General features: G+C 42.5%; 21 protein-coding genes. 19 read left to right on the top strand and 2 right to left on the bottom strand.

Annotation, left to right across the window (positions count from 1 at the left end):
• Positions 1-16: 16 nt before the first annotated feature.
• From ACIQZD_RS04270 to ACIQZD_RS04220, 11 genes are all read left to right on the top strand, one after another.
• Positions 17-472, top strand: a complete 456-nt coding sequence (locus ACIQZD_RS04270) for an RrF2 family transcriptional regulator (RefSeq protein ID WP_063232644.1) — start codon at positions 17-19, stop codon at positions 470-472.
• Between the two features lie 74 nt (positions 473-546).
• Complete coding sequence (locus tag ACIQZD_RS04265) at positions 547-1,257, top strand: DsbA family oxidoreductase (RefSeq protein ID WP_402898543.1); 711 nt, start codon at positions 547-549, stop codon at positions 1,255-1,257.
• Between the two features lie 139 nt (positions 1,258-1,396).
• A complete protein-coding gene (locus ACIQZD_RS04260; RefSeq protein WP_402898540.1) occupies positions 1,397-1,669 on the top strand; it encodes a hypothetical protein in 273 nt (90 codons plus the stop codon).
• A 426-nt stretch (positions 1,670-2,095) separates the two neighbouring features.
• Positions 2,096-2,911 (top strand): uroporphyrinogen-III synthase, encoded by an 816-nt coding sequence (locus ACIQZD_RS04255; protein WP_402898537.1) that lies wholly within the window; start codon positions 2,096-2,098, stop codon positions 2,909-2,911.
• A 13-nt stretch (positions 2,912-2,924) separates the two neighbouring features.
• Entirely contained in the window at positions 2,925-4,373 is a 1,449-nt protein-coding gene (gene cobA / locus ACIQZD_RS04250; RefSeq protein WP_402898534.1) for a uroporphyrinogen-III C-methyltransferase, read from the top strand.
• Between the two features lie 214 nt (positions 4,374-4,587).
• A complete protein-coding gene (locus tag ACIQZD_RS04245; RefSeq protein ID WP_157831021.1) occupies positions 4,588-4,761 on the top strand; it encodes a hypothetical protein in 174 nt (57 codons plus the stop codon).
• Between the two features lie 170 nt (positions 4,762-4,931).
• A complete protein-coding gene (locus ACIQZD_RS04240; RefSeq protein WP_101222988.1) occupies positions 4,932-5,345 on the top strand; it encodes a DUF4064 domain-containing protein in 414 nt (137 codons plus the stop codon).
• A 326-nt stretch (positions 5,346-5,671) separates the two neighbouring features.
• Positions 5,672-7,405, top strand: coding sequence for an immunoglobulin-like domain-containing protein (locus tag ACIQZD_RS04235; RefSeq protein ID WP_402899903.1), 1,734 nt, complete (start codon positions 5,672-5,674; stop codon positions 7,403-7,405).
• Positions 7,406-7,842: 437 nt separating this feature from the next.
• Positions 7,843-8,208 carry a hypothetical protein gene (locus tag ACIQZD_RS04230; RefSeq protein ID WP_402898529.1) on the top strand — a complete coding sequence of 122 codons (366 nt, stop codon included), beginning with the start codon at positions 7,843-7,845 and terminating at the stop codon, positions 8,206-8,208.
• Positions 8,209-8,302: 94 nt separating this feature from the next.
• A complete protein-coding gene (gene lepB, locus ACIQZD_RS04225; RefSeq protein WP_350299754.1) occupies positions 8,303-8,851 on the top strand; it encodes a signal peptidase I in 549 nt (182 codons plus the stop codon).
• 234 nt (positions 8,852-9,085) lie between these two features.
• A complete protein-coding gene (locus ACIQZD_RS04220) occupies positions 9,086-9,571 on the top strand; it encodes a DedA family protein (RefSeq protein ID WP_402898525.1) in 486 nt (161 codons plus the stop codon).
• Between the two features lie 86 nt (positions 9,572-9,657).
• On the opposite strand, the gene ACIQZD_RS04215 is transcribed toward ACIQZD_RS04220, so the two are convergent.
• Positions 9,658-10,392 (bottom strand): SDR family NAD(P)-dependent oxidoreductase, encoded by a 735-nt coding sequence (locus ACIQZD_RS04215; RefSeq protein ID WP_101222983.1) that lies wholly within the window; start codon positions 10,390-10,392, stop codon positions 9,658-9,660.
• 441 nt (positions 10,393-10,833) lie between these two features.
• On the opposite strand from ACIQZD_RS04215, the gene ACIQZD_RS04210 reads away from it, so the two are divergent.
• The 8 genes from ACIQZD_RS04210 (at position 10,834) to ACIQZD_RS04175 (ending at position 19,991) form a co-directional block, all read left to right on the top strand.
• Complete coding sequence (locus tag ACIQZD_RS04210; protein ID WP_402898522.1) at positions 10,834-12,171, top strand: MATE family efflux transporter; 1,338 nt, start codon at positions 10,834-10,836, stop codon at positions 12,169-12,171.
• Positions 12,172-12,326: 155 nt separating this feature from the next.
• Positions 12,327-13,739 (top strand): dipeptidase PepV, encoded by a 1,413-nt coding sequence (gene pepV / locus ACIQZD_RS04205; RefSeq protein WP_402898519.1) that lies wholly within the window; start codon positions 12,327-12,329, stop codon positions 13,737-13,739.
• Positions 13,740-13,760: 21 nt separating this feature from the next.
• A complete protein-coding gene (dat, locus tag ACIQZD_RS04200) occupies positions 13,761-14,615 on the top strand; it encodes a D-amino-acid transaminase (protein ID WP_402898516.1) in 855 nt (284 codons plus the stop codon).
• A 202-nt stretch (positions 14,616-14,817) separates the two neighbouring features.
• Positions 14,818-16,056 (top strand): Nramp family divalent metal transporter, encoded by a 1,239-nt coding sequence (locus ACIQZD_RS04195; RefSeq protein ID WP_402898513.1) that lies wholly within the window; start codon positions 14,818-14,820, stop codon positions 16,054-16,056.
• 333 nt (positions 16,057-16,389) lie between these two features.
• Entirely contained in the window at positions 16,390-16,947 is a 558-nt protein-coding gene (gene thpR / locus ACIQZD_RS04190; protein WP_402899899.1) for an RNA 2',3'-cyclic phosphodiesterase, read from the top strand.
• A 21-nt stretch (positions 16,948-16,968) separates the two neighbouring features.
• Entirely contained in the window at positions 16,969-17,973 is a 1,005-nt protein-coding gene (locus ACIQZD_RS04185) for an NERD domain-containing protein (protein WP_402898510.1), read from the top strand.
• The gene (locus ACIQZD_RS04180; protein ID WP_402898507.1) at positions 17,885-18,916 is read left to right on the top strand and encodes a diacylglycerol/lipid kinase family protein; all 1,032 of its coding nucleotides are present in this window, start codon (positions 17,885-17,887) and stop codon (positions 18,914-18,916) included. The genes ACIQZD_RS04185 and ACIQZD_RS04180 overlap by 89 nt, the downstream gene beginning before the upstream one ends.
• Before the next feature lie 292 nt (positions 18,917-19,208).
• Positions 19,209-19,991 carry a phosphotransferase family protein gene (locus ACIQZD_RS04175; protein ID WP_063232868.1) on the top strand — a complete coding sequence of 261 codons (783 nt, stop codon included), beginning with the start codon at positions 19,209-19,211 and terminating at the stop codon, positions 19,989-19,991.
• Here ACIQZD_RS04175 and ACIQZD_RS04170 read toward each other — a convergent pair whose 3' ends face one another.
• Entirely contained in the window at positions 19,992-20,267 is a 276-nt protein-coding gene (locus ACIQZD_RS04170; RefSeq protein ID WP_352925527.1) for a YtzH-like family protein, read from the bottom strand. It lies immediately after the preceding gene.
• Between the last annotated feature and the right edge of the window lie 98 nt (positions 20,268-20,365).

Genomic DNA, 20,365 nt, shown 5'->3' with positions numbered 1-20,365 from the left:
TAAGGGGGGATAAATCTTGTCTTCAGGTAATCGAAACAATCAAATTGGACCGCCGCGGTTCGCTATTGCCATTCACTCTCTGGTTTGGCTCGCACAAAGCGAGAAGCTCCTGACAAGTTCGGCAATCGCTTTAAAGGTGAAGTCACATGCCACTTTTTTAAGAAGGGTGATGGCTCAGCTTGCAGCTGCGGGGATCGTCGAAACAAAGGAAGGACGGGAAGGCGGATACAGCTTGAAGGTGCCTGCGTCTCAGCTGACTTTGGCCGATGTGTATCAAGCGGTACGGCCGGAATGTCTTGTTTGTATGGAAACGAGCGAATGCGGTGAAGTCGGGAAGCAGCTGGATACAGCTTTGGAGGAGATCATGAACGAAGCCGAAAAGGAAACATTGCGCCTGCTAAAGGGCTATACATTGGAAGAATTCATGAAAAAAGTCGACTTCACCAATTTTGAAAATGAGTGTCTGGGGTAATATCCTTGCAAGAGGATACCCAGGATTATATAATGTGCTTAGTGCGATTGCACTTTAAATAAGGAGGTATTTTCATGAAGGTGGAAATTTGGTCGGATTATCAATGTCCGTTCTGTTATATAGGAAAGCGTCGATTCGAAGAGGCGTTAAAGCAGTTTGAAAATAAAGATCAGGTAGAGGTTTCATTTCGAAGTTTTGAGTTGAACCCAGAGGCTGAGCGGGATATCAATATGACTCAAAATGAAATGCTGGCCAAGAAATACGGAATGTCTCAAGCGCAGGTGGAAGCGAACAGCCAAAACCTGACTCAACAGGCCAAAGAATTGGGACTCGATTATCATTTGGACAAAGTGGTCTTAACGAATTCGTTCGATGCTCACCGCTTGATGCATTTTGCTGAATCAAAAGGTAAAGAGAATGAAATGAATGAACGCCTATTTAAAGCTTACTTTACGGAAGGCAAACATATTGGCGATCACGCTACATTGGCTAGTTTGGCTGAAGAGGTTGGCCTTGAAAAGTCCGAGACGGAGGCCATGCTGGCAGGAACGGCATTCACGGCTGAGGTTAGAGGAAATGAGCAAGAAGGAAGCCTGCTTGGAATTACAGGCGTGCCATTCTTCGTCATTAACCGCAAGTATGGAATCTCTGGTGCCCAGCCAACAGAAGCATTCCTGGATACGCTAAAAAAAGTATGGGCTGAGGAAAATCCGCTTACGATCGTGAATGATCCAGCAACAAGCGACGCTTGTACGGACGGTTCTTGTAACGTGTCGGAAAAATAATGAAGATATGAAGAAGGAGACCCGAAACTGGGTCTCCTTTTTTACTTAAAAAGGAAATGTTATGTATGGCAAAGAATATAGTGTACAGGATGACTTTTCGAAAAAGTCCGAAATGAAAGGGAGCTAAAAGGTGTATATAATGATTGGAATACTAGTCTTCGTGATTGCATGTGCAGTAACTGCCAAACTAATTTCCTATAAATATTGGACATGTATTTATTCAGCATTCGGGAATGAAAATTATTTTAAGGCGGTTGCGAAATTGGAAAGGGAAGGGATACAATTCAAAACGAAAACGCCTATGAATTTAGGCTCCGAAAGCTTTCAAAAACGCCATGAAACGACTCAATATGATGTTTTTGTAAAAAAAGAACAGAAGCATATTGCCCAAAGAGCACTAAACAAGAATTAACAAAGGGAAAAACATTGAAAATTGCTGTCCTGATGACAGCTTTTTTATTGCCGGTGTTCAGACATACTACATCCCCTTTCATAATTATTTTTAAATGATGAACACAGTATACAACCTGGAGTGAATTCCAGGTCAAGTTTTACTTTCTTGGAAACTCACGAGTATTTGCTCCAAACTCACGAGTAAAAGCCCGAAACTCACGAGTATTTGCTCCAAACTTATGAGTAAAAGCCCAAAACTAACGAGGGTGGGACTTATAAAAAGAAAAGTGCTGCTAATTCATTTTTCCATTGATTTCATATAGGATAAAAGAAAGAAAAAGCGTTGATTTTGATATGGAAATTGGTTTTTTATAGTTTCAAAGACTGAAAATTTGTATAATGGGTGAGATGGATTTAATTGAATGTACATATAGGAGGGGCATGGATGAGTAAGCTTAATGGCAGGACCGTTGCTTTATTGGGAGCAAGGAAGACGGAAGAACTTAGTAAAATCGTTCAAAATCTTGGGGGAGTCCCGCTCGTTCGCCCGGCACAGGGGACGGTATTCCTTGATGATTCCCATTTGGAAGAGGATGTCACCCGGTTGATGGAAGGGGAGTTCGATTGGATGATCCTCACGACGGGAGTGGGGACGGAATTATTATATAAAACGGCCGTGAAGATGGAAGCGGGAGATCGTTTCGTAGAAGCCTTGAAGTCTATGAAAATTGCAGCCAGGGGCTATAAAACTGTGAATATGCTGAAAAAGCTTGGCCTGCAGCCATTAATCCGTGATGATGATGGCAGTACGGCAGGGCTTGTTCGCAATCTGGAAGGCCATCTGCCAGGAGGTGTAAAGGTTGCTTTGCAGCTTCACGGCGATCCGGCGCCACTTTTGATGAACTGGTTGGATGAACAAAAAGTGGAGCATAAAGAAATTCTGCCATATGAACATATACCGCCCGAAAAAGAAATGATGCAGCAGCTGATCCAAGAACTCCTTGAAGGCAAAATCGATTCGGTTGTGTTCACGAGTGCACCGCAGCCGCGAAATTTAATGAGATTTGTCCGTGAACAAGGTGTGGAGGATAAGATAGCCGACCTGTTTGCATCAGATGTAATTGCTCTTGCGGTCGGAAAGGTAACGGCGCAGGTGGTAATCGATGAAGGGATCGAGCGGGTCATTTATCCTGAAGATCAACGGATGGGCAGTGCAATGGTGGAACTGGTGAAATATTATCAGGGAATAGCAAGCAGATAGGGGTGAGTGCAGCATGACCAAGGGCAAGGTCTATTTTGTGGGTGCAGGTCCGGGTGATATGGGCCTGATTACCGTAAAGGGTCAAAAAGAGATTGAAAAAGCGGACGTCATTTTGTATGACAGGTTGCTAAATCCCAAACTGTTGGAGGCTGCCACCCTCGATTGTGAATTGATATATTGTGGCAAGACACCTTATACTACTGGCATCAGTCAAGGTGAAATCAATGAGCTGCTTGTTTCCAAAGCACAGGCAGGGCATCGGGTAGTCCGATTGAAAGGCGGTGACCCTGCCGTTTTTGGTAGAGTCGGGGAGGAAGCGGAATCGTTGAAGGATGAGGGAATCCCATTCGAAGTCATTCCGGGGGTTACGTCCAGCATTGCCGCATCCATGTATTCAGGAGTCCCCGTCACGCATCGGGATTACGGACGCTCCTTTGCGATGGTGACGGGCCATGACCGAACGAAGAAGGATATAGATTGGAACGGGCTTGTGAAAAGTATAGATACGGTCGCCTTTTATATGGGTGTGGCCAATCTTCCTTATATCTGTGAAAATTTGATCAATCATGGAAAGTCGGGGAACACGCCGGCACTCGTCATTCAATGGGGCACATATGGAAGACAGGAAAGTGTCGAGGGGACCTTGGATGATATCGTCGAAAGGGTAAGTGAAAGGTCGCTTGGCAATCCTGCGATCACCTTGGTCGGGGATATTATTTCACTAAGGGGAAAACTGCAATGGTTCGAAAAGAAGCCACTATATGGACAACGGTTTTTAGTGGCCAGGACCGGAACGGCAAAGAGTTCCTTGGCGGAAGCCCTGCATGAACTTGGCGGCGAAGTCATCGAGTTTCCTAAATGGAATGCGGCAAAAGTGAAAATAGAAGAAAGTCAGCTGCTTTCTTTTCTTTCGTATGATCGAATACTCTTCACTTCGCCCGAAAGTGTCCATGGATTCTTGGATTCACTCACTGAACATGCTATTGATTTCCGCCGGATTTCTTCGAAACTTTATGTGTTATCAAGGAAATCGAAGAAGGCTTTCCAGCAACGGGGACTGATGGCAGAGCTCAAATCCGAGATGGCGGAAGCCGGAACACTGTTGGTTGTTGGAGATCGAACCAGAGATCAAAGAGATCCGGCTCATGGGGACGGAGACTATTTTCAATCAATCGATAAATTTGTCGATGAAAGATTCCTTGAAATCCTTCCGAGAATGCTGGACGGGAAAGCTGTCGGAACGGTACTATTTTCGAATCGGCATTCTGTTGATATGCTGATGCAATATGGGAACAAGGCAGACGTGGATGTTAAAGGGCTGCTAAATCAAGCCTCCATCGGGGTAATCGGGGAAAGTACCGGCAATAGACTTAAAGACTATGGATTTATGTTGGATATGATGCCCAATGAACCGTCTGTCGAACAATTGGTGGAGTTGATCGTGAATAGGAATGTTTTTTAGGCTCTGATAAAAACAGAGTCTATTTCCTTTGGAGGGGCTTCGTTAATCATTTCTATAGAAATGTTGTTTGCATTCAGTGTTATGGCCTATCGTGTTATCATTTAATTACGGGACATAACTGGAAAATGCGGAAAGTTTGAAAAGGCCTCACTTACTGCTTTTATTGAGGATTTCCAGAATTGATGTTTACCATTCAAAGACAGGGGGTGACTTAATGTTTAATATTGTTGATATTTTATGGCAATTATTCTACCTTGCCCTACTAGTTCTGCTATTCGTAATGGTTGTGAAGTCAATCCGTTTCTTTATTAAACATATGACAAAAATGAATAACCTTGAAAATAAAAGAGATGAATTAAATGAACGATTGAAAAAGAAGGATGAGTGACGGCCGTATCTCCGGGCCGGTTTCCTGTTTGCGAGTTATGGCATGGATAGATGGGATTAGCCTTGCCAAATGGACGCTCGTAAGATTTTGAGGAGTAAAGAATAAAAGTCTTTTATTCCTTCCCAGATTGGGTATTATATATAAGTGACTTTTCCAGGGAGGCGAAGCAAATGAAACGGACATGGGAATACGTATTAAGTATCATAGGCGTGAGCATCGCTGCAATTTTTTTAATCGTGACGATCATAACGGCCGTTTATCTCAACAGTATCGATTTGAAAGAAATGGTGGACTACTCATTAATGACAGATTCTCAGGAGTTTTCCTCATCTGAGATAGATATGTCAGTCAAATTTTTCATGGGCTTATTATGGGCAGGGATTATATCGCTGTTCATTGCCTTGGCAGGCGGTTTGATCGCTATCTTTCTATTAAAAGGCGGCAAAGCGAAGGGAGCTGGAATCTTATTGATCATTACGGGCATTCTGACGATCTTTCATGTTTGGCCGCTTATCTTCTTCATCGTACCGGGAATCATGTGCCTTGTAAGGAAGCCGAGGGAAACGGTGGAAGTGATCGTATAATCCGACACCATACATAGTTCTGTGATTTGAAAATAAAGGAGCTGGCCCGAGAATGCGGGTAAGCTCCTTTTTTGCTGTACGGATATTTTAGGAGGATATACCTTTTTATACCTGAAATCACCAGTCTATCATGTTACTATTATTATAGATTTAAATATAAATAGACTGGAGTTCGATCAATGAAAATACCATTAATGAAGGTTGGGGCACTAACCTGTTTAACACTCGGTTTGTTCAATGGACAGGCTTTTGCGGAGTCTGGTCTAACTAATGCGTGTTCATCATTTGGTGGGATTCAACCCAATGAAAATCCTTCCCATAAGTAGATTAACTGCTTACTGACGAATGCAGCAATAGAAGCTGAAATTCCCCCTGAAGTGGTAAAAGCGGTGGCTACGCAGGAAAACGGGGATTGGAGGCAATTTAATGAGGACGGTAAACCGATTAAATCCGACGATGGCGGTATCGGTCTAATGCAGCTTACCAATAAAACTGGATATGACCAGAAAAAGCTGGAAAATGATATAGTCTACAATATCAGGGCAGGCGTCGAGGTCTTGAATGGCATGTATTCAAGAAGGGATTTGCCTAAGATCAAAGGTGCAGGACGCAGGGTCATCGAAAATTGGTATTTCCCTGTCATGGCATACAATGGGACAAAACCGGTGAACAGTCCACTTTACCAGGAAAACGGACAAAGAAATGCAAATGCCTACCAAGAGGAAGTTTTTGCTGAGATAGAAATCCAAAGTTATTTGAAGGATACAAAACTGGCAAAATATCCATTCAAAACATCGGACTTTCAATATGATCGGAATAGCACTGAAAATATCATCTTTAAAAATCTTGAATACACACTGACAGATCAAACGCATGACTCTGTTTATTGGTTCAAGGCAGGAGACAAAGTGGTGACATCATCAAGCGCGAATATCAGGAAAGAAATAAGCAATACGGAAGGTGCAGTACGTGTGCCACCCAATACAAGCTTGATCATCACAGGGAATTTTGACTATCACGAATCTAACGGAAATAAATTTGTCTTTTACCCCGTACAAACGGAAGACAAAAGTATTAAGGGGTATGTTTCATCGGCTTACATCTCCAATAGGCCATCGATTGTCAAAGATACGGATAAGCCTGTGATTTCAGGGGCTACCGGTAAATCGATTCCATTCAACTCAACCTTCAATCCTAAAACCGGCATAAAGGCGAAGGATGATAAAGATGGTGACTTAACGAGTGCCATACGTGTTGAAGGTAAGGTGGATACCAAGAAAGTGGGCACCTATAATTTGACTTATACGGTAGCTGACAAGGCTGGGAATGTGGCCAAGGTCACAAGGAAAATAACCGTTTATGATCAAGTCAAGCCAGTGATTTCAGGTGCCGGGAATAAAACCATCAAACTTAATTCTTCATTCAATCCAAAAACGAACGTGAGTGCCAAGGATAATGCCGATGGCAACTTGACTAGTAAAATCAAAGTGACAGGTACGGTGAATACGAAGAAAAAGGGGACCTATACATTGAAGTATACGGTCACCGATTCATCGAAAAATGCAGCGACAGTCACAAGGAAGATCACGATAGATGGCACCAAGCCAGTCATCTCGGGAGCCAATAGTAAAACAGTTGGCTATTATTCGACCTTCAACCCTAAATCAGGTGTTTCTGCGAAAGATAACCTGGATGGCAACATGACAAGTAAAATCAAAGTGACAGGTACGGTGAATACGAATAAAAAGGGAACGTATACATTAAAGTATACAATCACTGATTCATCGAAAAATACTGCGACAGTCACAAGAAAGATTACGGTAGACGGCACCAAGCCGGTCATTTCCGGTGCCAAAAGCAAAACCATTGCCTATAACTCGACATTCAATCCTAAATCAGGTGTATCTGCTAAAGATAATCTTGATGGAAGTTTAACAAGTAAGATCAAAATAACAGGGACTGTGAATACTAAGAAAAAAGGTACCTATACATTGACGTACACAGTTACGGATAAATCGAAGAACAAGGCAGAAGTAAAAAGAAAAATAACAGTTAAATAGAAGGCAAAAAAGGATTCCCGCAATAGGGGAATCCTTGAGTTTGTAGGCAAGGTTTTATCTTAATTTTTAAACAAAGTTGATTGGAGCGGGTGTGCGAGACTCCTGCGGGAAAAGCGAGTCGAGGGTAGACCCCACAGGCGCAAAAGCGCCGAGGAGGCTACCGGACCGCCCGCGGAAAGCGAGTGCCCTACGTTTCAATCGACGTCCAAGATTTTTCAAATCCACATGAAAACTGTAGATAAATTTGATTTTCATCGAGTTTGTCTACAATCTGTAGGATTCCCGTCATAGGGAATCCTTTTTGATGTCTGAATGTGTTTGGTTGAAAGGTATGCATATATAATAGTAGAAAGTGTCCTTGGGGGTGGAGTAGATATTGATAAAAATGTTATAATTGTAAATAGATGTAACAGGAAGTGATCTGAAGGGGATTGTTTATGGGCAAAGAACACGGGCATGTAAACTGGATGGATCAGATTTTTAAGGAATGTGAACGTGAGGTCGGGTTGAAGAATAATCCTGGCTTTGGAAAACCGCTTCCGGAGTCGGCATTATCGGGATTGACAAAGGCCAAGGATGCCGGCTACCTTCCGCTTTGGATAAAATGGCAAAAAGAAATTCGTGAAGAGCTATCCGGATTGGTTCGATTGAAAAAAATGAATGGACCTGAATCTGAAATAATGAAACGAATTGATGAAATAAATGAGAAAGTCCGTACATATAATGCGATTTGTCCAGCCAAAATGCAGCGCAGGGAAATAGAGTTGGAAAGCATCGATATCCAATATGAAAAATGGAAGTAATTGATAATGTGTAAAATGTGGGTATTTGTATGACGTGATCATTAAAGGATTATGATATAATGGCATGAATAAAAAACAGAGAGAGGGACTTCGATTGGAAAATAGAAAAGAAGTTTTTTCATGGATAAAAGCGATATTGATTGCAGTCATTCTAGCTTTTTTAATTCGAACGTATATTTTTGCACCGATTGTCGTGGACGGTGAGTCAATGATGCCGACTCTGCAAGACCACGAAAGAATTGTTCTTACCAAGTTTGGAACGAATATCGATAATATCGACCGGTTTGATATTGTCGTTTTTCATGCAACGGTAGATAAAGACTATATAAAAAGGGTTATCGGTCTGCCAGGTGACCATATTGAATATAAAGATGATACGCTTTATATTAATGGGAAAGCTTATGAAGAACCATACTTGGACAAATATAAGAATCAGATGGCAGGGGTGCCGCTGACTGAATCCTTCAAGCTCGAAGATATAACAGGCAGCATGACTGTGCCGGAAGATCAGCTGTTCCTTATGGGGGACAATCGCCAAAATAGTTTGGATAGCCGTGAAATCGGCACGATTTCCGTCGATGAAATTGTAGGAAAGGCGAATCTAGTGTATTGGCCGATCAATGAAATAAAGATTGTGAAATAAGAAGAAGCGGACTCAGGTTTAGAGTCCGCTTTATTGTTGCGTTTTTCATTCCATTGTCATACAGGTTTTTCAACAAAAAACGTGTCGAGTCTACTTTTTTTTATCTTTTTTTATGAAAATCAACTCATTTGGGTTAAATTAGGTTATCCTATTAAAAAGAAGTAATCACGTTACCCAGGCCCGCATAAGAAATTGGATTACTTTAAAAAAGGGTGCTGAGATGGAGTACTATAGATGGATATAGTAAAGGATTTAATATCAAACTATGGTTATTTCGCGATATATGGGCTATTGGCCATTGGGATTATTGGCTTGCCGGTTCCTGATGAGTTCATGATGACTTTTGTCGGCTATTTGTCATCCATTTCCGTTTTGAATGTCCAGGGAGCATTCCTTGTCAGTTTCCTTGGATCGATATCCGGGATGCTTTTCAGTTATTTCATCGGGAAAAAGGTAGGGAAGCCTTTTTTGAGGAAGTATGGTAAGTGGATCAAAATGACCCCCGCGAGGTTGGAAAAATTGGAGAAATGGTTCAATAAATACGGTCCTTGGACCATTATCATAGCCTATTTCATCCCAGGAGTCCGTCACTTCGCCAGTTACATTTCCGGTATGAATGGTATGGGGAAACGAAAGTACTTTATCTTTGCCGGAGCAGGGGCTTTCAGCTGGTGTTTGGTATTTACGACTTTTGGCTATTTCATTGGTGTGTTAACTTAAATTATTTCAACTTCAAAATTTCTTTATTGAATCAGAAAAACCCGTTTCTTGATTCCAGAAACGGGTTTTTCCATTTCTGCCTATATTTATTGAGCTGAGTATCCACCGTCGATGACAAGCTCGGCACCAGTTACGTATGAAGCGTCATCGGATGCTAGATAAAGTACGGCATTTGCAATATCCGCCGGCTGACCCAAGCGTTGTAATGGAGTTGCCTTGATCATTTGGTTCACTAACTCTTTTGACTCTTCTAATTTTTGAGTCATCGGTGTTTCGATGATACCAGGGAATACGGCATTGACGCGGACACCCATGCGGCCATATTGCGTTGCAGCTGCCTTGGAAATAGCACGAACGGCACCTTTTGAAGCAGAATAAGAGTTTAAGCCCATTCCGATTTGAGCAGTAAAGGAAGAAATGTTCACGACTGCGCCTTTACCTTCTTTAGCCATGTAAGGAACAACGTGTTTCATTCCAAGGAATGGTCCAAATCCATTGATGCTTAACATTAGCTGCCAATCGGCCAATGACGTATCGTTAATGCCTTTTTCCGTTGAGATACCGGCATTGTTAACCAAAATGTCGATCTTGCCAAATTTAGCGATAACTTCATCCGTCACTTTTTTCCAGCTTTCGTCTGAAGATACATCAAGTACAGCTCCATGGACGTTATCCAATTCATTCACAACAGCTACAGCTTTTTCATTGATATCAGCAGCAATGACTTGTGCTCCTTCTTTTGTGAATAGGTCAACCATTTCCCTGCCCATACCAGATGCTCCGCCAGTGATAATGGCTACTTTATTGGTCAATCTTCCCATCATGATCACTCCTAATTGGTTGTTATAACGATGAATATATGTTCAAGCATAGTTCAAAAGTTATATTATCAACGAGCAATACTATAACTCCTTCAAGAATCCGTCAAGCTTTTTATTTTTCCGCTTGCAAACTTTTTCTTGCTGGATAAAAAAATATTTGTGGAAAAAGGAATTTCCACGTTGAGAGCGTTATCAATCTTTTAATCTACAAATTTGATACCGTAGATCATCAATATCTAAAATAGCTTAATCTGTTCTATTTGAACCGATTCACAAGTAATCTTGTAGAGGCATCGTATGATGTTGGGGAGCACCATATGTTCAATTCTAGTGATTAAAATGGAATACTGCAATCTTTTTGTACTTTAAATACAAATTTTTATAACGTCATTCCAATTCTAACTTTTCAGAACTTTTCTGTACATTGGAGGTCATCATTTTATGAATAACAGAATGTATCTTTCCTTGGCCATCCCGCTTACGATTTCGACGATGAGTACGCCCTTGCTCGGTGCGGTCGATACGGCTGTGGTTGGAAAGTTGAGCGATCCCGCCTATATTGGCGGGGTGGCTGTCGGAACCATTATTTTTAATACGATGTATTGGCTTTTTGGTTTTCTTCGGGTCAGTACATCTGCCTTCGCTGCACAAGCGGAGGGGGCAAGGGATGAAAAGCAAAGCCTGATGGCCTTGGTTCGGCCTTTTTTCATAGCAGCGATCATCGGTCTTCTTTTTATCGTGATCCAAAAGCCCATTTTGAATGTTTCGTTAGGCGCAATCGGTCCGGAATCGGACGTTTCCGCCTTTGCCGCAGACTATTTCGGCATCCGGATATGGGGTGCACCTTTTGCATTATTGAACTATGTCATCTTAGGCTGGTTAATCGGGAAATCCAGGATAAAAACATCTTTGTTCATTCAAGTTTTCATGAACGTGATCAATATAGTCTTATGCCTCGTTTTTGTAAATGGCTTTTCATGGTCTGTATCAGGGGTTGCTGCCGCTTCATTGATATCAGAGGTTGCCGCGTTTTTCCTGGGCTTGTGGGTGATCCGGAAAGCGGTCAACGTACCGGATTCATTTTCATTCCGGGAGGGGTTCGATCGGGCTTCCCTGAAAAAAATGATGGTGGTCAACAGGGATTTATTCATCAGGACCATTTGCCTGATCACGGTTTTCAATCTTTTTACGGCCAAGGGAGCCACTTTCGGGACAGAGACACTGGCGGCAAATGCCGTACTTATTCAAATCCATTACCTGATGGCCTATTGCTTTGATGGCTTCGCGAATGCATCGAGTCTTTTGGTCGGGAAGGCTATTGGTTCGAAAGATATAAACCTTTATAAAAAAACACTCTCACTATCGGCGCGGTGGGGCTTATATGCTTCGGTCATACTTGCCGCATCTTACTATCTATTCAGCGATGAGGTCATTCTCCTTTTCACGGATATTCCCGGTGTCATCGAGCTGGCCCATGAATATGGACTTTGGATAGTCCTATTCCCGTTCAGTGCCTTTATCGGACTCATTTTTTATGGAGTGTTCACCGGTGCGACTGAAGCCGTTCCAGTAAGGAACTCGATGCTCCTTGCACTATTGGCTTTTTTGCTTGTCCAATTCTCAGCAGTCAGCAATCATGGCAATCATGGATTATGGCTTGCATTCCTGGCTTTCAGTTTAGGACGTTCCGTGTTTTTAGCATTATACATCCCAAGGCTAAATCGAAAAGTTACAAAGCTTATGGATGCCGATAGTTTAATGAAATCATCCTCTTTTTAATAAAAGAGGGTGTTTTTTATTTATGTAAGGGATTTTATCGGTAGTTTGACGGTAGCGATAATACGGGAATACGAAGAATAGGTAGCAACGCTTGGCGAATCAGGTAGTAAAAGTGATAAAATGAAAAATATATATAAAAGAGGAGTTGTCGTATTTTGAGTGAATTGAATTGGCGAGAAGAAGTTGAAAAACGGAAAATGGACTTATTACTGGATACACAAAACTTATTGAAAATAAAAAGTGTACTAGATGAGGAACATCCTACAGAGGAGGCCCCATTCGGTAAAGGGGTGAAGGAAGCGCTTGAATTCATGCTTCAATTAGGCGAAAAAGACGGTTTTACTGTGAAAAATGTCGATAATGTCGCTGGTCATATTGAAATGGGTGAAGGCGAGGAGTTAATCGGGATATTATGCCATGTCGACGTGGTACCTGAGGGAGATGGCTGGAGTTCGGATCCGTTCGGCGCTGAAATCCGCAATGGCCGCATATATGCTCGTGGGGCAATCGATGATAAAGGGCCGACGATGGCTGCTTATCATGCGATGAAGCTGGTCCGGGAGCTAGGAGAACCTTTGAACAAACGTGTGAGGATGATCATTGGAACCGATGAAGAATCGAACTGGCGCTGCGTTGACCGGTACTTTGAAGTGGAGGAAATGCCTTCGATCGGCTTCGCACCAGATGCTGATTTCCCGATCATCAGTGCGGAAAAAGGAATCTGGGATTTCTCGGTCATACACCCTGCCGATGCAGGAAATGGCACGAACTCAGACGTGAATGTTATCGAATTTTCTTCAGGTCGAAGGACGAATATGGTACCGGATTTTGCTACGGCCATTGTGGAAGCGGCCAACCCTGCTGAAGTGGCGGCAAACTATCAGGATTATTTGCAAAAATACTCATTGAGAGGCCAAGCCGTTCCGCAAAAAAATCAAGTGCTGCTTGAAATGAATGGTGTCTCGGCACACGCGATGGAACCGAAAAATGGAAGAAATGCAGGTCTCTATTTAGCAGCATTTTTAGCTGATCTTACTCTTGATCCGCATGCGAAAGCTTACTTCACTTTCATTAAGGATCGTTTGTTTGAAGATTCCCGCGGAAATAATTTAGGTGTAGCTTATTCGGATGAGCAAACAGGTGAACTGACGCTAAATGCCGGTGTTTTCAATTATTCAAAACAAGGGGACAGCTCGATCGGTTTCAGTATGCGATATCCGGTAACGTTTGAGTGGGAACAGCAAAAGGCGGCATTGGAAGAAAGACTTGCTGCATATAATTTGAAAGTGAAGACCAATTCGCATTCGACTCCACATTTTGTGGACAGTGAAAGCTTCTTAATTAAGACCTTGCAGGAAGTTTATGAAGCGGAGACAGGTGACAAAGCTGAACTCCTTTCGATTGGTGGCGGCACATACGCCCGTTCATTGAAAGAAGGAGTAGCATTCGGCCCGCTTTTCCCTGGAAGCGAAGACATTGCGCATCAGAAAGATGAATATATTGATATTGAGGATATGCTTAAGGCAACGTCCATTTATGCACGTGCCATTCATGAATTGGCTAAATAAGAGGCAAAGAGGGAGAAAGACATGGGAAAAATCATTTTTAAAGGCGACCTTAAAAGCAGGTCCGAAGTAAAGGTAGATATTGAAGACCGGGGATATCAATTCGGTGACGGCGTCTATGAAGTCATTCGGGTTTATAATGGCGAATTATTTGCGGGAGATATGCATCTGAACCGGCTGATGGACAGTGCGAAGTTGATTCAGATGAAAGTTCCTTTTACTGTAGCGGAAATCACAACCCGTATGAAAGAGCTGATCGCTGAAGATCAACTGAAGGACGGTATCGTCTATATGCAGCTGACAAGGGGAGTATCTCCGCGTACACACTCTTTTCCAACTGCGGAGACGGAACCGGTCTTTGTTGCCTATACCAAGGAAATGCCTTATACAGGTAAAATGAAGCCAGGGGTCAAGGCTGTTACCACCGACGATATACGCTGGCTGCGCTGTAATATCAAGAGTTTAAATCTACTTGGTAATATAATGGCTAAACAGCAAGCTGCCGAAGCCGGCTGTGATGAAGCGATCCAGCATCGTGATGGTACGGTGACGGAGGGTAGTTCGTCAAATGTCTCAATCGTGGTGGATGGACAACTTAAAACGCATCCGGCCACAAACTTGATCCTGAATGGAATTACCCGTCAGGTGATGCTGAAACTTTGCGCGGATCATGGGATTCCCTATGTCGAAGAAGCCTTCACGGTCGAGGACATGATGGCAGCCGACGAAGTCCTTTATACAAGCACTAGCGTCGAAGTGACACCAATTATTAATATCGATGGCCAATCGATTGCAGCCGGGGAACCCGGTCCGATTACCCGAAGACTGCAGAAACTGTTTTCCGAGGAAATCGAGAAGCAATGCGGTTCCGTTAACTAGATATAAGCCCCTTTGCCACTATTGGCAAAGGGGTTTTTATATATGTAGTCGGAAGCGAGATGGCCATCTCCGAGTTAATTTACTCCATATGCAATCCTCCCTTTTTGACATTTTCAAGAACCAGGAATATACTTGCTAATAACCTAAAAAGTTTACCTCTTGCAACAATTTGAGTTGCGTGTAAAAAGGAGTATGAATAGATATGTCCGATGTGTTGCATCAATCCTCTTCGAGAGGAATAAAAAGACTGCTTCCCTATCTAGGGCCTGCCTTTATAGCAGCTGTGGCCTATATTGATCCAGGGAATTATGCGACCAATATTACAGCCGGATCAAAATATGGCTATACGCTATTATGGGTTATCTTCGCATCCAATTTAATGGCTGTGCTAATCCAATCACTATCAGCTAAATTGGGGATAGCCACTGGAAAGAACCTTCCAGAGTTATGCAGGGAAAAATTTTCGAAAAAAACATCTTTCTTCTTATGGATTCAGGCCGAAGTCGTTATAATGGCAACCGACCTGGCTGAATTCATAGGAGCGGCACTAGGGATTTTTTTACTATTTGACTTACCGCTTATCACATCGGCAATAATTGCCGCGATTGGTTCCTTTGCCATTTTGGAAATCCAGCGCAGGGGTTATCGAACATTCGAAGCTCTGATCACTGTCATGATATTTGTAGTTGTGATAGCATTTGGTGCTCAAGTTTTTTATGCAAAACCTGATACATCAGCCGTTGTTTTAGGGCTCTTCACTCCAAAATTCGAGGGAGTGGACAGTATTTTACTATCGGCCGGCATGCTCGGAGCCACCGTTATGCCACATGCGATATACCTTCATTCCTCTTTGACGCAAAGAAGAATAGTCGGAGTAAACGATTTGGAAAGAAAAAGGATTTATCGTTTTGAGCTCATTGACATTGTCATCGCCATGTTGATTGCAGGTGCGATCAATGCCGCCATGGTCATTGTTTCAGCTGCCCTATTTCATAAGAATGGAGCACTGGTTGAGGACTTGGATGTTGCCTACCAACAGTTCGGGGCCATGCTTGGACCATCAGTCGCGTTGTTTTTTGGAATAGGACTTTTATTTGCCGGCTTATCCAGCTCATCCGTTGGTGTAATGACCGGTGATGTAGTCATGCAGGGATTCATTAAAAGACATATACCGATTTATTTAAGAAGGGCCATTACCACTGTTCCGCCCCTGCTCATAATATTATGGGGAGTGAATCCATCCAAAGCACTTGTGATGAGCCAAGTTGTACTCTCGTTTGGCATCGCGTTTGCCCTAGTGCCCTTGATCATGTTTACAAGCAATATAAAAATCATGGGCAGCCTGGTCAACCATAAAATCACCTCGAGCATCGCCTGGCTTATAGCTGTACTTATCATTGGACTGAACTTGTTCCTGCTTTACGAAACAATTTTCAGTTAAAAGAAGCAGTGAAGGACCAATCTTTGGTCCTTTTTTGTATGGATTTTTGCTGTGTGTTTCGTTAATCCGACCCAGTTCGGGGATAATTCGACCTAGCGCGGAGATAATTCGACCTAGCGCGGAGATAATCCGACCCAGCTCGGGTATAATCCGACCTAGCGCGGAGATAATTCGACCCAGCCCGAAAAAAATCCCTCTTGGACCGCGGTTCATAGTAAGTAAGATTTGGAATATTCCTGATGGAGGGAATATTTAATAGGAAGCCCAAGAAAAGGTATATGCAATGGGAATTATGGTAAAATTAAAGGGAAAATAGGAAGGAATGAAGTGACCATGAATACTCACTTTTTCTTTGCTTTAGTATTGCCTGATGATATTAAGGCTCATTTAAATGCTGTTACGGAACAATTGAAGCCAGAATTTCCATTTAAGAAATGGCTGCATCCAGCCGATTATCATATTACGATGGCATTTTTGGGCAATGCTCCCGATACATTGAAAGAGGATGCCATGGGGCGTGTGGAAAGCGAGCTTTCCAATGAGGCTTCATTCGGCTTGGAACTCGGCGATATCGGCGGTTTTGGCAAGAGTGACAGTCCAAGGATTCTATGGGCAGGCGTCAAGCAGCAAGATAGGCTTTTTTCCATCCAAAGGAAAGTCTATAATTCTTGTATCGAAGCGGGTTTTGAACTTGATAAAAAGCCGTTTAAGCCTCATATAACGCTGGCAAGAAAATTCGAGGGGGATAGTCCCTTTTCGTTGGAGATCGTCCGCCAGATAGCGAATTTGAAGGATAAGCATTTTGAAGCAGATCAGGTTGCGTTATATCAAACACATCTTGGAGCTTCCCCTTCATACGAGAAGGTTTTCACGATAAACCTTCAAAAATAGAGAGAGATGGGTGGTGGTCGAATGGCACAGCTCATAAAGATGCAGGATTATATTTCCCGGTATGAGCAGGATATTTATCGTTATCCAACACAATTTGCACGGTTGAAAAAACAGCAATGGGATAAATTGAAGGCTTCTTATAATGCGTGCGAGCTAGATCGGTTGTATAGCGAACATACTGAAACACAAGTCAAATTCGATTCGCCTCAGGAAGAGTCAAAGGGCCTGTTAAAAAAGGTTAAAGGCATCTTCCACCGGAGGACAGGTGAACAGGAGGCAGAAGCAGAAGAACTGCCAATACCGGGCCAGATTGAAGATGCTAATGTTTTTTCATTAAGATTTCCGTTCCGTCCGGCCAGTCTGGATGAATTAAAGCAAAATTATTTAAATCAATTGCTCCGCTTTCAAATGAAATGGGGCAGTTCGACGCTTCGTGAAAAGTCATTTGTGGACCAATCATTCTTTTTGGATGAGAGGCTCCGCTTTTTTCTGCAGCGTTTTCCGGATACGTTTCTCTTATTATATAAACCTATCTTTCTATTGAAAAATGCGCCTGTTGAAGTCGAAGTCATTTTATTGACCCCTGTTGATGCTTGGTGCATCACTTTTCTGGAAGCGGAAGAAGACGCTGCGTTCATCGGTTCGAGTGATCGGTTCTGGGTCCGCAGGCATCATAATCATCCTGATAAAAAAGTTCTCAATCCTTTGTTGGGCGCAAACCGGATGACGAACATCGTCTCACAGTTATTTGAGCTATATGAAGTGAACATGCCGATTAAAAAGGTGATTTTATCCCGGAATGGATATGTCGATTATCCCGAAGCCCCTTATGATATTACGATATTGGATAAACGGAACTTCCCGGAATGGTTTGAAAGGATGCGGGCAATATCGTCTCCTCTTAAGGCACAGCAGTTAAAAGGGGCGCAGGCATTGCTTGAATATTGCCAAACTACATCCAGCTTGCGACCTGAATGGGAAGCCGAATATAACCAAACAGAAGGAAATGAGCATGCCGCACCTTAATGAAACGGTGTATTTCATTGTCAATCCAGTGGCTGGAAATGAAGAGAGTTTGAAGATATGGAAAAAAGCCGAGGGAATACTGAAATCAAAAGCTGTTCCCCATGAGGTGTTTTTTACAAGGGAAAAGGGGCATGCGCTAAGATTGACGAAGGAAATTCTATCAGGGACGAAACAGGATACCCGGGTGATTGCTGTCGGGGGAGATGGCACGATTAATGAAATGATAAATGGCGCCATTGGTTTCCCTCACGCAATCATCGGCTCCCTTGCGGCTGGGTCCGGCAATGATTATGTAAGGGGCATTCAAAAAACTGAGAGTATGGAAGAAGCCCTTTCTTTATTTCAGGATAATGCCTTTAATACCATTGATATTGGACAGTTCATGACGAATGGCAAGGTGGGTTATTTCGTGAACAGCCTGGGAATGGGGATTGATGCTGAAATTTCCGATGAAGCAAACCGTTCCCCTCTGAAAAAATGGTTTAATTTTGTCAGAGCGGGTAATTTAATTTATCTGTTCATTTTTATAAAAAAGTTATTTTCTTACAAGCCCAGCTGCATGGAATTGATCATTGATGGAAACCGGCATCTTTTGAAAAAGGTATGGTTCATCGTCATTGCGAACCAGCCCTACTTTGGAGGTGGAATGAAAATTTCACCGATGTCGAAGGTGGATGATGGCAGGTTGAACGTGATTGCGGTCCATGATATTACTTTGTTGAAATTATTGACCGTCTTCATCACCGTTTTATGGGGCGGTCACCTCAACATTAAAAATGTTGATTCTTTTTCTGGTAAAATGATAAAAATGAAGAATAAAGGGTCAGTAAAAATCCAGTCTGATGGAGAAATTGTTGGTAGGGACGAAGTTGCTGCAATGGTTTTGAAAGAGAAAATGCGCGTCATGTTCAAGGGTGATATCCCATACAAAAATATGAAATGATTTATTTGTTTTTGTTTTATGCGTATAATCGTTTTATAGTACTTGACGAAGAAACCGTTTTTCAACTAAAATTTAATTTATGGCTATTGTTTAATTGCTCAATAGCTATTTTTTTATTTCTCTAAAATGAGGATGTTTTTAATTGCGGGTATCATCCCGATGCAAGTATATATGCAGCTTCGCCAGCAGGCGGATTTTTTATAAAACATGGACTCAAAGTAGTGGTAATACATACACTAGGTGAACGTACCCACATTTGTATGATTAAGCGAGGAAATCGAAGGTGAACCAGTTGGAACATTTATTAGGTCAGGAGTGGGATATATCCCCTGCTGGAGGAGCTACGGGAGAAGCCTTTATTGCCGAGAAAGAGGGGCAGAAGCTCTTCCTTAAACGAAATTCATCGCCATTTTTAGCTGTTCTTTCAGCTGAGGGCATTGTTCCAAAGTTAATGTGGACAAAACGCCTGGAAAACGGGGATGTAATTACGGCCCAGCATTGGATGGAAGGCAGGGAGCTATCTCAGCAGGAAATGAACAATATAAGAGTCGCAAAGCTGCTTCAAAAAATTCATCAATCCGATCCTTTGTTAAGCATGCTCAAAAGGCTTGGGAAATCCCCTTTACGACCTGAAAGTATACTTACAGACATAGAAACCGGGTTATCTTCGGATGTTACGGATATTCCGATTATCAAGCAGGCCATCCATTTTTTACAGAATAATCTCCTGTTGATTGAATGCGACGAAAAAGTCGTCTGTCATTGTGATGTGAACCATAATAATTGGCTCATGACCGAAACCGACGGATTGTTCCTGATTGATTGGGACGGAGCGGTCATTGGCGATCCAGCCATTGACCTCGGCATACTCCTGTATTCATATGTCCCAAGGGAAGAATGGAATCAATGGCTTGCCCGATACGGCAAGAAGCTAGACGCAGGCCTGGAGATGAGGATGAAATGGCACACGGTTTCACAACTTGTGCTTTCCATCCAATGGCATCATCGCAGAAAGCGGTACGAGGAAAGAAATGAATTACTGCAAAAACTGGAAGCATTATTGATGGTTGGCTGATCAGAATTGATCTATATCATCCACCCACTGGGACAAGTCGTTCTGGTGGGTTGAAATATGTGCATCTAAATCGGCGGTACCGATGCCAGTTTGGCTGTATTCGTAAATCTCCGTCAGTATCGTTTTCACATTGCTGTCAATATCCATATTGATCATTAAGGATTTGACGAGCCTTTCAACCTGTTCACATTCAGAAACGGATCCACAGCAGTCTGATTGATGATTGGTCAATATATCTTTCAATAGTGACATTTGATGTTCATGGGAAAGCGGCATATAATACCTCTCCTTTCTTAAATATGGATTCAAGGGATTCTCAGGTGGTTTTCTTGCCTGCCCTTCACTTATTTATGGTGTGTTTTACGGAAAGTTTT

The organism is Peribacillus sp. NPDC096447, from assembly GCF_044762725.1.
Classification (GTDB): domain Bacteria; phylum Bacillota; class Bacilli; order Bacillales; family DSM-1321; genus Peribacillus.
The sequence above is the reverse complement of the archived record's forward strand: the minus strand, read 5'-3'. Positions and strand labels throughout refer to the sequence as shown.